Source organism: Ruminococcus sp. 5_1_39BFAA (assembly GCF_964240875.1).
GTDB lineage: Bacteria > Bacillota > Clostridia > Lachnospirales > Lachnospiraceae > Blautia_A.
On sequence record NZ_CAXSVO010000004.1, the window covers coordinates 83,774 to 99,774 of the forward strand.

Below are 16,001 nucleotides of genomic sequence, written 5' to 3' on the forward strand. Positions count from 1 at the left end.
GATCAATGATGATATAGGAGGACAGTTATTATGGATTATAACAAAATCAACGAGGCAGCAAAGGGTTATGAAGCAGCTATGACCAGCTTTCTGCGTGACCTGGTACGCATCCCGGGCGAAAGCTGCACAGAAAAGGGACACATCATGCGCATCAAGGAAGAAATGGAAAAAGTCGGCTTTGATAAGGTGGAGATTGATCCAATGGGAAATGTCCTTGGCTACATGGGCAGCGGCAAAACCCTGATCGGCTTTGATGCTCACATTGATACCGTCGGTATCGGCAATATCAACAACTGGAATTTTGATCCATACGAGGGCTTTGAGACAGAAACAGAGATCGGCGGCCGCGGAACCTCTGATCAGATGGGCGGTATCGTATCTGCTGTATACGGTGCAAAGATCATGAAGGACCTTGGTCTTTTAAATGACAAATATCAGGTTCTTGTTACCGGTACCGTTCAGGAGGAGGACTGTGACGGTCTGTGCTGGCAGTATATCATCAACGAAGATAAGGTTCGTCCGGAGTTCGTTGTTTCCACAGAGCCCACTGACGGCGGAATCTACCGCGGACAGCGCGGACGTATGGAAATCCGTATAGACGTAAAGGGTGTTTCCTGCCACGGCTCCGCACCGGAGCGCGGTGACAATGCCATCTATAAAATGGCTGACATTCTTCAGGATGTCCGTGCATTAAATGAAAATGACGCAGCCGATGATACAGAAATCAAGGGTCTTGTTAAAATGCTGGACGAGAAATATAATCCGGAATGGGAAGAGGCACGCTTCCTTGGACGCGGTACGGTTACTACCTCCGAGATCTTCTTTACCTCACCGAGCCGCTGCGCTGTAGCAGATTCCTGCTCCGTATCTCTTGACCGCCGCATGACGGCAGGTGAGACCTGGGAAAGCTGCCTGGACGAGATCCGTGCCCTTCCTGCAGTAAAGAAATACGGCGATGACGTTAAGGTTTCCATGTATGAATACTCCCGTCCTTCCTGGACTGAGCTGGTTTATCCAATCGAGTGCTACTTCCCAACATGGGTAATCCCGAAGGACCACAAGGTTACTGCTGCTCTCGAGGAGGCATACAAAGGACTGTACGGCGAGGAGCGCATGGGTAATGCTGAGACAGAGGCTATGCGAAAGGCTCGTCCGCTCACCGACAAGTGGACCTTCTCCACAAACGGCGTTTCCATCATGGGCCGCAACAATATCCCCTGCATCGGCTTTGGTCCCGGAGCTGAGGCTCAGGCACACGCTCCAAATGAAAAGACCTGGAAGGATGATCTGGTAAGATGCGCCGCTGTTTATGCAGCCCTTCCTACTGCTTACTGTAAATAATAATCTACTAAATATAAGGAGAATATATTATGAAAACATTACAGGATTACATCGACAAACTGAACAGCTTAAACTTTAAGGAAATGTACAACAACGATTTCTTCTGGACCTGGGACAAAACAGATGATGAGCTGGAAGCTGTCTTTACTGTTGCAGACGCACTGCGCTTTATGAGAGAAAACAATATCTCCACAAAGGTATTTGAAAGCGGCCTTGGCATTTCCATCTTCCGTGACAACTCCACCCGTACCCGTTTCTCCTTCGCCTCCGCTTGTAACCTTCTTGGTCTTGAGGTCCAGGACCTGGATGAGAAAAAATCCCAGATCGCACACGGCGAAACGGTTCGTGAGACTGCAAACATGGTTTCCTTTATGGCAGACGTGATCGGTATCCGTGATGACATGTACATCGGCAAAGGCCATGCTTACCAGAAGGAGTTTATGGATGCCGTAACAGAGGGAAATAAAGACGGCATTCTGGAGCAGCGCCCCACTCTTGTAAACCTGCAGTGTGACGTAGATCATCCTACCCAGTGTATGGCTGATATGCTGCATATTATCCACGAATTCGGCGGAGTAGAAAACCTGAAGGGCAAAAAGCTTGCCATGACCTGGGCATACTCTCCTTCCTACGGAAAACCGCTTTCCGTTCCCCAGGGTGTGATCGGTCTGATGACACGTTTCGGCATGGACGTTGTGCTGGCTCATCCGGAAGGCTACGATGTAATGCCTGAGATCGAAGAGATTGCGAAAAAGAACGCTGAAGCTACCGGCGGTTCCTTTACAAAAACAAACAGCATGGAGGAAGCCTTCAAAGACGCAGATATCGTTTATCCAAAAAGCTGGGCTCCGTTTGCTGCTATGGAAAAACGTACCAACCTCTACGGAGAAGGCGACTTCGACGGCATCGACAAACTGGAAAAAGAGCTGCTCGCACAGAACGCAGAGCACAAGGACTGGGCTTGCACTGAGGAGCTTATGAAGACTACAAAGGACGGAAAAGCGCTTTACCTTCACTGCCTGCCGGCAGATATCTCCGGCGTAAGCTGTGAGACAGGTGAAGTTGATGCAAGCGTATTTGACCGTTACAGAATCCCGCTTTACAAAGAAGCCAGCTTCAAGCCATATGTAATTGCAGCTATGATCCTGCTTTCCAAATTTGAAAATCCGCAGGACATCCTGAAAAAGCTTGAGGTTAAGGCAGCTCCCAGAATTTTAGCATAATCCGGAGCAGATTCTTTCAGGCAAAATATCAACAAACGGGGCTGCACCATGCGGCCCCGACCTTTTTCTGCAATGTTTATTGGGAGGTTTTTATGTATAAGAGAAAAAGAATCGTAATCGCACTTGGCGGCAATGCTCTGGGCAACACGCTTCCCGAGCAGATGACAGCCGTCAAAACCACAGCCAGGGCTCTCTGCGACCTCATTGAGGAGGGACATCAGATCGTGGTCGTTCACGGAAACGGACCTCAGGTGGGCATGATCAACAATGCCATGTCCGCTCTCTCCCGCGAGGATGCCAATCAGCCCAATACCCCTCTCTCCGTCTGTGTGGCTATGAGCCAGGCATATATCGGATACGACCTTCAGAATGCCCTTCGCGAGGAACTGAGAAAACGCGGCTTTATGAGAACTCCTGTTGTTACCGTTGTCACTCAGGTTCGTGTGGACCCGGACGACCCGGCTTTTTCCAATCCCAGCAAGCCTATCGGAAAGTTTCTCACCAAAGAAGAGGCTGACCATCAGGCACAGGCTTATGGCCATATTATGAAGGAGGATGCAGGACGCGGTTACCGCCGGGTGGTTGCTTCTCCCAAGCCCGTGGAGATCGTGGAGCAGGATGCCATTAACAGCCTTGTAGATGCCAATAAGATCGTCATCTGCTGCGGAGGCGGCGGCATTCCCGTTATCCTGGATAACGATCACCTGAAAGGTGCTTCCGCTGTCATTGATAAGGATTTTGCAAGCTGCCTGCTGGCAAAACAGCTTGACGCGGATATGCTGATCATCCTAACTGCTGTGGAAAAAGTTGCGGTAAACTTTGGAAAAGAAAATGAGAAATGGCTGGATGACCTGACGGTTTCCGATGCAAAGAAATATATTGCCGAAGGACAGTTCGCACCAGGCTCCATGCTTCCCAAGGTTCAGGCAGCCGTTGATTTCGCCGGCTCCGGTGCAGGGCGCACTGCCATGATCACCCTTCTGGAAAAAGCCAAGGATGGAATCCAGGGAAAGACCGGAACAAAGATTCACTTGTAATATCTCCTATGATAAAAGGGATTTGTACAGACCGCCTATGTTGCCTGTACAAATCCCTTTAAATTTTATTTACCAAAATGATGTTTTGCCGCATCCTCTTCGATCAGCCGTGCTGTTTCCTGAGATGGATTGGAAATCACTGCAGCCGCAATCACCTCGCATGGCGGATTCTCTTTTACGGCCTCTACTGCTGCTGTTACAGCCGCTACATCCCCGCTTAAAAATACGGTCGTATGTCCGCCGCATTTTGTATTCCAGGTGTTGAATTCCACATCTGATGTTTTCAGCATTTTATCAACAACCGTAACTGCATTGCTGCTTCCCAGAACTTCTACTAATCCCACTGCTCCATATGTCATCGCCGTACCCTCCTTCTATTTGTTGATCGTCATCTTCAATGCGACTTCCGTATCGGCAGTCGGAGACGCAATCACAGTATGGGACACGACCTTGCCCAATGTTTTCGCTGCATTCAATGCAACCTCCATAGCAGCGTTCACATCGGAAACAGAGCCGCGCATCTTAACGCAGGCACCGCTTTTCAGACGGTTACGCTCTACGCTCTGGATTTTTACATTTGCTGCTTTAGACGCAGCGTCAAGTGCTACAAAGCAGGCAACCAGGTTGTCCAGTTCAAAAACACCTACTGCCATGCCGTCATAATTCTCAGCCATAAATACCCTCCATGCTTTTATCAGCCTGTATGGTAACGATACCATTACTGCCATTATTTCTTTCAGTATACCTGTTTTTCCGCCAAAATACAAGGAAAATCGTATATTTTCATGTCACTGTCGCTTAGCGTCCTGACGCCTGTCTATATCGGTCAGCTCCTGCTCATTTTCCACACTGAGAAATGCAGCATCCTCCCTGTGTGCATCCATCACACGCTTTCCACCTTTGTCTCCGTCAAGAGCCAGAAGCTCCTCATAGTATTTTCCGGAAAATATACAGGGATTTCCTGTCTTTCCCTGAAAGGAAACACATGCCATTCCTTTTCCCGAGCTTCGATAAAGCCGGATAAGCTGCTCCACGGTATCCCGTTTCATCCAGGGCTGGTCTGATACGGCAAAAAGGCAGGCATCTGCCTGAAGATTGGCCTTCAGACCAATCTTCATGGAGGAGGCGATTCCCTCTTCCGGCTTTGGATTATACAACACCCTTGCTCCGGCTTTCTCTGCTGCCTCCGCAATCTGTCTGTACTCCTGCCTGGTAACCACGGTAAGCTCTGTTTCCTCAAGTCCGGCCAGCATTTCCAGGGTATGGGCATACATCGGCTGCCCCTGGATTCCGTATAACAATTTGTTGCTCCCAAAACGGCTGCTGCTTCCAGCTGCCAGCATGATCACTGCTATTTTCATATACTATACCTGCTCTATCACGGAAGTATCAGGCTTCCGTAGGCAGCTACAGTTCCCTCCTCCAGAAGCTCCTCCACGATTTTTTCTGCCGGTTCCCTGCTTTTCAGAGTATCCGACTTGTTCAGATAAACGCGGTACACCCTGCCTTCCACATTTTTAAATAATCCGTGGATTGAGGATGCGATCTTGACAATATCTTCCTCTGTCACAGGCGCATCCATTCTCTTTTTCAAAAACTCCGAGGTTCTCTCCATTCTGTGTGTCGTTTCACAGATAGGCTTTCCCAGACAATCCAGACCCACCACGCTGATCACTACATTGGCAAAGGACGGAATCACAGGCTCCCACTCCGCCGGGACCTTCAGCGGCTTCTGGCGGGATCCGTCAGCCTCAATCAGCATTACATCACAAAGCTCTTTCAATCTCAGAAGTTTCTCCTGGGAAAGAGATGTGATCTTTCCCTGCTCTTCATCAAGCTCCGCTGCTGCAGCGTATCCGTAGCGCTCCAGAAGCTCCTTCACTTCCCCTTCCTCTCCGCCTCTTGCAAAAGGCCTCTCCGGTTCATAAACCATATGAGTGGTAGTGGTGATGATCACCCTTTTTCCCATGGAAAGCAGTTCCTCATTCAGCCGATAGATCAGGCTTGTTTTGCCGCCTCCCCCTACTACTGCAATTACCGGGTATTTCTCAATATCCAGTTCCAACAAATCCAAAAAGTATTCCGGATGTCTCACAAGGCATCCCTCCTTTATCCTTACTCAGGGCATGACACCCTGATTCATCAGAATTTCCACTACGCTTCCGGCAATACACCGCGCCTTGTCGGAAATGGTAAAGCAATTCTTTTTTTCTTCCTTACGCGGGTCGATATCCGCAATTTTCATTCCCTTCCAGACAGAGTATCCATCCCTGATAATCCCTCGCAGAACGCCCGTAATCGTGGCTTCTACAGGTGTTTCCCCTACATAGGCTATAATCTGTCCCTTCTCCACCAAATCAGCAATCTTCGCCTTATTTTTGATGATACCTGCTGCCGGGGAATGGATCACCCGTTCTTTACTGACCCCGCCTACAACACCGGGAATTCCGGTATTTGGTATGGCAAAGCCTTCCTCAATGATCCTGCCAAGATCGTGTCCCCTCATGGTTTCCACCACAAAGTCTACATCTTCCCCCGCCTGAAAGCCCGGTCCAAGTCCAATGGTAAGGGGCGCCATCTCCCGCGATGTTCCGATGTTACGTTTTGCAATAATCGCATCAATAAGAGCAGAAAGCCTCCCTGTTTCCCGCAATGCAGAAAGACATTTGCCCTCCGGGTCTACCAAAAGAGGAATCTCCTTTGCCTTCCAAACCTGCTCACAGTCTTCTGCCTTTTCGATTCTCTGACAGAGCACACCTTCCACAAAGGCTTCTCCATCATACACCGCCTCACAGAAGGAAACCATACGCCGAATGGCACTGGGGGCATCGCTCTCCAGGATCAGAACCCGGTAGCCGCAGCGATACAGCCTGTGGATCACTGCACTGGCAAGGTCTCCGCCGCCCCGGACGATCACAAAGTTCTCTTTCATGTTATTCTCCGAATCCATTTTCCTTATTTACCTTCTCCACTGCATTGATTATGTTCTCATATCCTGTGCAGCGGCACAGATTTCCTGCCATATGCTTACGGATGGCATCGCGGGTCAGCTTTTCTCCCCGCTCTAAAAGCACAGTAGCTGACATGACAAAGCCCGGCGTACAGAAGCCGCACTGAATGGCTCCTTCCTCAATAAAAGCTTCCTGAATCCTTGTAAGCTCTCCGTTTTTTTCCAGTCCTTCAAGAGTCCGGATGTTTTTCCCCTCTGCCCATACCGCAAGGTAAATACAGGAATCAATGGTCTCCCCATCTATGATCACCGTACAGGCGCCGCACTCTCCCACCTCACATCCTTTTTTCACAGAAGTAAGCCCCAGACGGTTTCTCAGCATATCAAGAAGGGATTCCCTCACATCTACATACTCTGCAATTTCTTTCCCGTTTACGGTACATTGTACCAGTCTCATGTCCTTTTTCATTTTCCGGCACCTCCTGCAAGTTCAATACTGCGCATCAGCGCCCTCTTTGCAATTTCTCCTCCTATCTGGATACGGAAGTCCCGGGATGCTCTCCAGGAATCTCTTGGATGAATCTCCTGACGGACAAGCTCTTCCGCCTTGCTGTACAGCTCTTCTCCTACCTTCATTCCCTTCAATGCCTGCTCGGTTTCCGTACAGCGGCAGGGAACCGGAGCCGCAACGCCAAAGGTAATCCGCACATCCTCCAGAACCATCTTTTCCCTGTCGATCCGGCTTACAGCGCAGCAGCTTAAGGTGGCAATATCCATGGCATTTCTCATGGCGTATTTAATATAATGTCCCTGATAACCCTGATACTCCTTTCCCGGAATCACAATATGGGTCAGCACATCACCCTGATGGAGGTCCACCCTGCCCGGGCCCAGGTAAAAATCCTGGATGGGCACCATTCTGCCTCCTGTTCCGTCTGCGATGCGCAGCATGGCATTCAGGGAAAAAAGCGCGGGCGCGCTGTCTGCACTGACAGCGCCGTTACATACGTTTCCACCGATGGTTCCTATGTTGCGAACCTGGGGGCCGCCAACCTGATCTACCGCTTCACCCAGAACAGGAATATGCTCCTTTATTACCGGGTCATTTGTGATACTGGAAAAAGTCGTCCCCGCTCCGATATAAATATCTCCGGACTCCATAAGATTTACTCCCTTTATCTCTTTGATATCCCGGATGCAGACAAGGGAGGTTCCCGCCATTTTTCCTTCCCGGATCTTAATCAGCACATCGCTTCCTCCTGAAATGATCCTTGCATCAGGATGCTCCTTTAAAAGCGTGACTGCTTCCTTAATATTTTCGGCATTATAATAATTTTCAATATCATACATTACGAAATCCCCCCTTTCTAAATCAGCCCCGCCTGGCTGAAGGCTGCCACAAGTCTTTGCGGCGTCAGCGGAATCTCGCTAAAAGCAATACCTGTAGCATTCAAAACCGCATTTCGGATTGCCGGTGCCCCGGGAATAGCCGGGGGCTCACCCAGTGCCTTATTTCCATAAGGTCCCATGGGATCATCCAGCTCCACAAAATCTGTATTCAGGTCCGGCGTGTCCATGGTGGTCATCAGCTTGTAATCCAGAAGGGTTCCGTTTAAGGGGCGTCCTGTCTTTTCATCCAGCAGAAGCTGTTCCGAAAGCCCGTATCCCATACCCATGGACATCCCTCCGTGAACCTGCATCTGTGCAAGCTGGGGATTCAAAAGTGTTCCACTGTCGTGGACATTGATGATATCCAGAACCTTAATCTTTCCAAGCTTCATATCAACTTCTACATCTGCGAAACAGCATCCAGTGGCAATGGTATTTTTTTTCACCTGTTTTGACACCTCTGCCGTAAGGACGGAGGAATTGCTCAAGCTGTAATAGCTTTCCATGGCAAGCTGCTCCAGGGACATAACCTGTCTGCCCTCTGCGGTGATCCATCCATGATCAAGCTCCAGTTTCCTCTCCTCTTCCGGCATCAAGGTTTTGGCGTAATCCAGAATCTTTTGTCTTAAAAGCTCAGCGCATTCCTTTACCGCTGTCCCGGTGACAAAGGACTGGCGGGACGCATAAGCACCTGTATCAAAAGGTGTAACATCCGTATCCTGCATGGAGCAGATGTGAACATCAGAAATATTCATATGTAACGTTTCTGCTGCCATCTGTGAAAATACCGTGTCAGCCCCCTGACCGATCTCCGTAGCGCCCACCTGAAGCTGCACACTGCCGTCCTGATTCAGACTGAGCCTTGCACCGGCGATTTCCAGGGAAATGGGCCAGACACCTGTCTTGTAGGAAAACAGAGCCATTCCCACGCCGCGGCGGATGTATCCTGATTGATTTTGATAGGCTTTTCGCTTTTCCTCCCAGCGAATGTATTCCGCGCCTTTGTCAAGGCACTGGAAAATGCCGTTTGTATTGGCGGCAATAGGCTTTAAATAAGCATCCTGGTAATAGCCCCGGATCAGATTTTTTCTGCGGAATTCCAGAGGGTCCATGCCGATTTCCACGGCAACGTCATCCATAAAACATTCCCCTGCAAAGGCAGCCTGAGGAATGCCGTAAGCGCGCATGGCTCCCGCTGTGGGGCAGTTTGTATACACCGTATATGCTTCCCCGCGGATATTGGGGCAGGCGTACTGCAGCCGCCAGGAGGTCAGTCCGTTTGCAGCAATGGCATGACCGTGGGAGGCATAAGCACCCTGATTTGAGTATGCCCGCATTTCCTTTGCCAGCAGATGGCCTTCCGAATCCACGCCTGCTGTCAGATCATATTCTATGGAATGTCTTGTTCGCGTATTGCAGAAGGTTTCCTCGCGGGTCAGTTCGATCTTTACAGGCCGCCCGCCTACTAAAGTAGTAAGGAAGGCGTTTAAAGGCTCATAGAGCACCTCCTGTTTGTTTCCGAAGCCGCCACCCACGTATGGCTTGATCACCCGCACCTGTCCCCATGGGATTCCCAGTGCCTGACCAACCACACGCCTTACAATGTGGGGAATCTGCGTGGAGGATACCACCACGATCCTGCCCTTTTCCATATAGGCATAGGAAATATTGTTTTCAATATGGCAGTGCTGTACAATGGATGTCTTATAGCTTCTTTTTACCACAGTGGAGGATTCCTCAAGCCCTTTGTCAACATCCCCGATAAAGAAATTGGACCGCGCCAGCACATTGTCTTTTTTGTCCAGATGGATGGGATGTTCGCTTCCCCTCATAGATTTCCTGGGATGAATCTCCACCGGATATTCTTCATATTCCACCTTAATCAGCCGCAGCGCTCTTGAGGCTGTCACTTCATCCTCCGCTACCACTGCCGCAATGTCGTCTCCATAATAGCGGACTCTTCCTGTCAGGAGATTTCTGTCCGCCACATCCTGATGAGCCTGCTCCACAGACCAGGGATGCCCCGGTGTGGGATAGCAATGATTCGGTACGTCCTTAAAAGTCACCACTTTTACTACGCCGTCCAAAGCTTCGGCTTCACTGGTGTCAATCGATTTTACGATACCGTTTCCGATGGTCGCATGAAACACCTTTGCCACAAGACACTTATTCAAAATGAGGTCGTCCGTAAATTTTGCCCTGCCTGTCACCTTCTCATAAGCATCCACTCTTGGAACACTCTTTCCAATCATCTGCTTCACCTTCTTTTAATTAAATTTTTTATATTTTATACAGCAAAGACTCCTCAAATTCCTTATAATAAAAAAGGGCCGGACGAATCCTAAGGAATCTCGTGTTCCCCTCAGAACTTTCGTCCGGCTCCGAACCATGCTACTTTCTATCTGTCCGATGGCACCGGGCAGAATTTATTTCTTTTTCTCATAGGGAGTATTCTCAAGCGGAAGTGATGTCCGGAAATTTCCATCCAGTCTGTAATAAGCGCCTGCGATGGCAGGTGCGGTAGGAATGGAGGTGATCTCTCCGATACCAATGGCTCCGCCTGCTACCTTCAGTCCTTCCTTTTCCACGATAATGCTCTCTACTTCAGGAATTTTGTTTGCTTTTGGTAATCCCAGTGTACCATATTTTGCGGTTGGTTTGCAATCTTTAATTGGATATTTTTCAGTCAGGGCAAAACCGTAGGACATGACTACTCCGCCCTCGATCTGTCCCTCTACGGACAGCGGATTTACCGCCTTTCCCACATCGTGAGCCGCTGCAATTTTTGCCACTGTGCCGTCCTCATTCAGGATGCACACCTGGGTGGCATAGCCGTAAGCCACATGGGAAACCGGATTTTTCACCTCAGATCCCATTGCATCCGTCTTTGCCAGATATTCTCCAGTGTACTCCCTTCCTTCCAGCTCCGAAAGGGTATGTCCTTCCAAGTCCTCTTTCATCTTTTCACAGGCTCTCCTGCAGGCTTCTCCTGTTACCAGCGTCTGCCTGGAACCGGACGTTGTGCCGGAATCCGGTGCGTTCCAGGTGTTTGAGGCATCATAGAAGATCTGGCTTCTGGCAAGCCCAAGCTCCTGTGCCACGGTCTGCACCAGAACCGTGCCAAGCCCCTGCCCGATACAGGATGCACCGGAATGGATCTCCACCCTGCCGTCCTTTACATACAGGCGGCAGCGACCCCAGTCCGGCAGACCTACGCCCACACCGGCATTTTTCATGGCACAGGCGATTCCCGCATAGGGACTGCTCTCATAAATATCTTTCACTGCCTCCAGCGTTTCCGCAAGACCTGTAGAGTCGTCCACAAGCTGTCCATTAGGCAGCTCCTGTCCGGGACGGATGGCATTGCGGTAACGGATCTCCCAGGGTGATATTCCCACAATCCCTGCCATTTTCGTGAGAAGCATTTCAATGGCAAAGCAGGTCTGAGTCACCCCAAAGCCCCGGAAGGCTCCTGCCGGAGGATTATTTGTGTAATAAGCTTTTCCGTCAATATCAAAATTCTGGTAATTATAGGGACCTGAAGCATGGGTGCAGGCGCGCTGCAGCACCGGACCGCCCAGAGAAGCATACGCCCCCGTGTCGGCAATGACTGTTGCTTTTACGCCCTGTATGATTCCGTTTTCATCACATCCCAGGGTAAACTCCATATCCATGGGGTGACGTTTGGGATGAATGAGAAGACTTTCCGCGCGCGTAAGCTTTACCTTTACAGGTCGTTTTGTCAGATAGGCGATCATGGCCGCATGATGCTGGACTGTCACGTCCTCCTTACCGCCAAAGCCGCCGCCCACAAGTTTGTTCCGCACCTTTACCTTCTCAGCAGGAAGCCCCAGAAGCGCCATACATTCGTGCTGGGTGTCATACACGCCCTGGTCAGTGGAATACACCAGCACGCCGTCCTCGCCGTCCGGCATGGCAACTGCGCACTCCGGCTCCAGAAAGGCATGTTCTGTCCATGGTGTGTGGAATTTGTCGCTGATCACATATTTCGAATTCTTGATAGCCTCGTCTGCATTTCCTCTGTGTACATGCCAGTGTGCCAACAGGTTATCCTTTTCGGAATCGTGGACCTTAGGCGCGTTTTCCTCCATTGCTTCATAAGGATCGCGGACCATGGGAAGCTCCTCGTATTCCACCTGGATCAACTTCTTTGCCTCCTCCAGGATTTCCTTTGTTTCCGCAGCTACAAGAGCCACAGAATCTCCCAGATAATGTACCAGGTGTCCCACCGGAACCAGTGCATCCCAATCCTGCTTCAAATGACCTGTTTTTACGCTGCCCGGGATATCCTCAGCCGTGAACACCGCCACCACTCCCGGTAGTGCCTTTGCAGCTTCTGTGTGGATGGCTTTTACCCTGGCGCGGGGATATTGGGCTCTCAATGCGCTTCCGTAGATCATACCCTCCACTTCCACGTCATCCGGGTACTGCCCTGTGCCAAGTACCTTTTCCCTTACATCTACTCTGGGGACACGCTCTCCCACCTTCCAGCCGTATTCCTTTTCTTCCGGCAGACCTTCTCTTTTATATTTTGCTGCCAGAAGAATTCCGTCTATGATTTTTTTGTATCCTGTACAGCGGCAGATATTATTCTTAATGGCATCGGCGGCATCCGCTCTCGTGGGCTCCGGATTTTTATCCAGAAGCCCCTTTGCAGAAATCACCATGCCGGGAATGCAGAAGCCGCACTGTACGGCTCCTGCCTCCCCGAAGGCACGGACAAAGATCTCTTTTTCTTTCTCGTCCAGTCCTTCCACCGTCAGGATATGCTTTCCCTCCAATTTGGAGAGTTTCGGTACACAGGCTTTGGTCGCCTTTCCGTCTATCAGTACATGACAGGTACCGCAGGCTCCCTCGCTGCAGCCGTCCTTAACGGATTTCAGGCCGCACACATCACGGAGAAAGGGCAGAAGCTTTCCGTCTTTTTCTTCCTGATATTCTTTACCATTTACATAAAAAGTGAACATAGCCACCTCCAAAGTCTATTGCAGGAATGCCGCCCCATAATCCAAGGCGGCATTCCAAAAATGCTTTAAGGAATCAAATATCCGTAATCATCGATCACAGCACACATCAGACGGCGAAGTCCCTCATAAAGCTTATCCGCCGGGTCATCCGCCTTACAGTCTGTAATCTTTCCCAGGAAGCGTACTTTGCATTCCTTTGTTTCCCTGTTTACTACAGCAAAACCGTCATTGCTGCTGTTTTCCATATCCGCTTCATTTGCAAACAGAGTGAATTTATCCTTGTAAGGTGCGCTTGCATATGGGCAGAAGCTCTTGCAGTTGCCGCACTCGTTACACATATAATCCACATGAATGATCTGGTTCATTGCCATGCCCGGAACCTTGATGGAAATGTTGGCACGGTTCGGACAGACATCCACACAATTCTCACAGACAGCATTACAGGTCAGGCATCTTTCGGCTTCTGTTTCAGTCTCGCTGCTCTCTGCCAGGATTCCCTTCTTTGCAAAGCACTCCTCTTCAGAGCCGCTGACAGCCTGATCCTTTACGATTTCCGCTTTCAGAATATCCTTTACCGCAAGCTGTGCATCCCGGATCGCTTCCACAATGGTGGCAGCTCCCCTTGCACCGTCTCCTGCCAGGTAAACGCCGGACACACTTGTTTCCAGTGTCTTATCGTTGAGCTTTGCCTTGCCTCTCTCATTTACTGCGATTCCGTTTGCCTCATAGAAATCAGTTGGAACCTTTTCTCCTACTGCTACGATCACGGTATCTGCCGGAACCTCCACGGTCTCAGAGGTTTCCGTAACACCTGCGCGTCCGGAAGCATCCATCGCTCCAAGCTCCATTTTTCTGCATAGAAGGCTGCCGTTTTCCAGGCTTACCGGGGAAAGAAGCTCCGTAAATTCCACTCCATCCTCCAGAACCTCCAGAAGTTCATCCTCTGCTGCAGGCATGTAACGTTTTGTTCTTCTGTACACCAGATATACATGCTCCACTCCCTGGGTACGCTTTGCAGCTCTTGCCGTATCCATAGCAGTGTTTCCGCCGCCAATGACAACAACGTTCTTTCCAAGATCAAGCTTGCCGTCTGTCTCCTTGAAATCTCTCAGGAATTTCAGAGCATTGACTGTCTCTCCCTTCTCAAGCTTTAGGGTTCCCGGTTTGTTTGCTCCCACAGCCACGATCACGGCATCATAGCCCTGTGCTTTTACATCTGCAACTGAGGTGATCTCCATTCCGGTACAGATCTCCACACCCATTTTTTCAATAAAGGAAATATCTTTGTCAATGGAATCCTCTTTAATACGGAAGCCCGGGATCACATACCGGATCACGCCGCCCAGTCTTTCCTCTTTTTCAAAGATCGTGACAGAAGCTCCGGCTCTTGCCAGGAAATAAGCGGAAGCAATTCCTGCCGGGCCGCCGCCTATAACAGCAACCTTTTTTCCAATCTGGGTACCGGCCTTTACTTCCCCGATCACCTGATCATAACCATTTTCAGCCGCCGTTAATTTCGTTCCTCTGATGTTTACAGGCTTCTCATAGAAATTACGGGTACATTTTGTCATACAGTTATGCGCACACAGGGTTCCTGTGATAAAGGGAAGCGCATTCTTTTCCAGGATTACACGGAGCGCATCCCCGTATTTTCCATCTCCTGCCAAAGCCACATACTGGGGAATATCCTGGTGAATAGGGCATCCCTCCATACATGGTGCATAGAAACAGTCCAGAAGCGGAACCTCTTTTTCACTCTTTCTGTTTGGCAGCGGTTTGATGTTTTTCACATGATGGGAATCTGTTTTTGCATCAGCAGCCAGCTTTTCCAGTGCCTCCACATCAATGCCGTCCCATTTCTTTACACCATCCGCCATTACACGTTCTGCCATCTGGGTAAATCTCTGGTATCCACCCGGTTTTAACAGCGTGGTAGCAACGGTCACAGGCCATACACCGCAGCCTACGATCCTGTCAATATTGTAATAATCCGCTCCGCCGGAATATGCGATACGCAGCTTTCCGTCAAATTCCCGGGAAAGCTTGGCAGCCATAGAAATGGACAATGGGAACAGTGCTTTTCCTGACATATACATCTCTTCGCTTGGAAGCTCGTTTCTCGTCACATCAACCGGGAAGGTATTGGTGATCTTTACACCAAAGGCAAGGCCCAGCTCATCAGCCAAAGCCATCAGACGGCGGAACATGGGAATAGCATCCTCATACTGCAGGTCATCGCGGAAATGGAAATCACCGAATACCATATAACTGTATCCCATGTCATCCATTGTCTTTCTGGCAAACTCATATCCCAGAAGCGTTGGGTTGCACTTGATAAAAGTGTTCAGGTGCTTTTCTTTATACAGATACGTAGCAATGCTCTCGATCTCATTCGGCGGACATCCGTGCAGGGTGGAAATGGTCGCTGAATTACAGATATCAGACGGGATTGCCATAATATCCTCCGCGGTTACCTTCTCTAATTTATCGGCATTGTCCAGCAGCCACTGTCTGCATTCTTTAAAAACTTCTGTATCCTTTGCCTCCATCATACCGTCGATGAAGTTATTTACCTTATCCTCTTTGATTCCCGCCAGATCATATCCCACGGAAATGTTGAACTGGAAGCCGTCAGCAGCGCCAAGACCGAATTCCTTCGAAATCACATGAAGCACAAACCATGCCTTAATATATTCGCCCATCGCATCCGGCACCGTAAGCTCTGTGGACCATTCGCAGTTATAGGCTTCATCTTCTGCCAGAATACACGGCTTATTCACACAGGCGGAAAGCTCCGCTCCGTCCATTTTCTGTACCGTCTTCAGTTCAAAAAATCTTGCGCCTGCATAGTAGGATGCAATAATGTTCTGTGCAAGCTGCGTATGGGGCCCTGCTGCCGGTCCCACAGGAGTTTCCAGCTTCCGCCCGAAAATCTCCATCGCTTTGTCGTTTTCTGCGCCATAGGCTCTGTGAAGACCAAACAGGGTCCCCTTTGTCCTTTTTTCCTCCAGGACCCAATCCATCAACTGACCAAATGGCATACAGGTCATAATATCGCTCATAATACTAACCT

13 protein-coding genes are annotated in these 16,001 nt (G+C 49.8%); 3 read left to right on the plus strand and 10 right to left on the minus strand.

The features are described 5' to 3' along the window. Positions 1 to 30: 30 nt before the first annotated feature. The 3 genes from ACESZH_RS07345 (at position 31) to arcC (ending at position 3,601) form a co-directional block, all read left to right on the plus strand. Positions 31 to 1,341, plus strand: a complete 1,311-nt coding sequence (locus tag ACESZH_RS07345; RefSeq protein WP_373213873.1) for a YgeY family selenium metabolism-linked hydrolase — start codon at positions 31 to 33, stop codon at positions 1,339 to 1,341. Positions 1,342 to 1,370: 29 nt separating this feature from the next. Further along, positions 1,371 to 2,564: a knotted carbamoyltransferase YgeW gene (gene ygeW, locus ACESZH_RS07350; RefSeq protein ID WP_373213875.1), complete on the plus strand. Its 1,194-nt coding sequence runs from the start codon at positions 1,371 to 1,373 to the stop codon at positions 2,562 to 2,564. Between the two features lie 92 nt (positions 2,565 to 2,656). After that, positions 2,657 to 3,601 (plus strand): carbamate kinase, encoded by a 945-nt coding sequence (gene arcC, locus ACESZH_RS07355; protein ID WP_373213878.1) that lies wholly within the window; start codon positions 2,657 to 2,659, stop codon positions 3,599 to 3,601. Positions 3,602 to 3,666: 65 nt separating this feature from the next. Here arcC and ACESZH_RS07360 read toward each other — a convergent pair whose 3' ends face one another. The 10 genes from ACESZH_RS07360 to ygfK form a co-directional block, all read right to left on the minus strand. After that, positions 3,667 to 3,960: a BMC domain-containing protein gene (locus tag ACESZH_RS07360; RefSeq protein WP_373213880.1), complete on the minus strand. Its 294-nt coding sequence runs from the start codon at positions 3,958 to 3,960 to the stop codon at positions 3,667 to 3,669. A gap of 15 nt (positions 3,961 to 3,975) precedes the next feature. After that, a complete protein-coding gene (locus tag ACESZH_RS07365) occupies positions 3,976 to 4,275 on the minus strand; it encodes a BMC domain-containing protein (protein ID WP_373213882.1) in 300 nt (99 codons plus the stop codon). 114 nt (positions 4,276 to 4,389) lie between these two features. Beyond that, positions 4,390 to 4,962 carry an NTP transferase domain-containing protein gene (locus ACESZH_RS07370; protein ID WP_373213884.1) on the minus strand — a complete coding sequence of 191 codons (573 nt, stop codon included), beginning with the start codon at positions 4,960 to 4,962 and terminating at the stop codon, positions 4,390 to 4,392. A 17-nt stretch (positions 4,963 to 4,979) separates the two neighbouring features. Next, a complete protein-coding gene (gene yqeC, locus ACESZH_RS07375; RefSeq protein ID WP_373213886.1) occupies positions 4,980 to 5,696 on the minus strand; it encodes a selenium cofactor biosynthesis protein YqeC in 717 nt (238 codons plus the stop codon). Positions 5,697 to 5,720: 24 nt separating this feature from the next. Beyond that, positions 5,721 to 6,533 (minus strand): selenium-dependent molybdenum cofactor biosynthesis protein YqeB, encoded by an 813-nt coding sequence (gene yqeB, locus ACESZH_RS07380; protein WP_373213887.1) that lies wholly within the window; start codon positions 6,531 to 6,533, stop codon positions 5,721 to 5,723. Between the two features lies 1 nt (position 6,534). Continuing rightward, positions 6,535 to 7,020: a xanthine dehydrogenase subunit XdhC gene (gene xdhC, locus ACESZH_RS07385; RefSeq protein ID WP_373213889.1), complete on the minus strand. Its 486-nt coding sequence runs from the start codon at positions 7,018 to 7,020 to the stop codon at positions 6,535 to 6,537. Next, the gene (gene xdhB, locus ACESZH_RS07390; protein ID WP_373213891.1) at positions 7,017 to 7,901 is read right to left on the minus strand and encodes a xanthine dehydrogenase subunit XdhB; all 885 of its coding nucleotides are present in this window, start codon (positions 7,899 to 7,901) and stop codon (positions 7,017 to 7,019) included. The genes xdhC and xdhB overlap by 4 nt, the downstream gene beginning before the upstream one ends. Before the next feature lie 17 nt (positions 7,902 to 7,918). Continuing rightward, on the minus strand, positions 7,919 to 10,192 hold the full coding sequence (gene xdhA, locus ACESZH_RS07395) for a xanthine dehydrogenase subunit XdhA (protein WP_373213893.1): 2,274 nt from the start codon (positions 10,190 to 10,192) through the stop codon (positions 7,919 to 7,921). A gap of 174 nt (positions 10,193 to 10,366) precedes the next feature. Continuing rightward, the gene (xdh, locus tag ACESZH_RS07400) at positions 10,367 to 12,928 is read right to left on the minus strand and encodes a selenium-dependent xanthine dehydrogenase (protein ID WP_373213896.1); all 2,562 of its coding nucleotides are present in this window, start codon (positions 12,926 to 12,928) and stop codon (positions 10,367 to 10,369) included. 65 nt (positions 12,929 to 12,993) lie between these two features. Next, the gene (ygfK, locus tag ACESZH_RS07405) at positions 12,994 to 15,990 is read right to left on the minus strand and encodes a putative selenate reductase subunit YgfK (RefSeq protein WP_373213898.1); all 2,997 of its coding nucleotides are present in this window, start codon (positions 15,988 to 15,990) and stop codon (positions 12,994 to 12,996) included. Between the last annotated feature and the right edge of the window lie 11 nt (positions 15,991 to 16,001).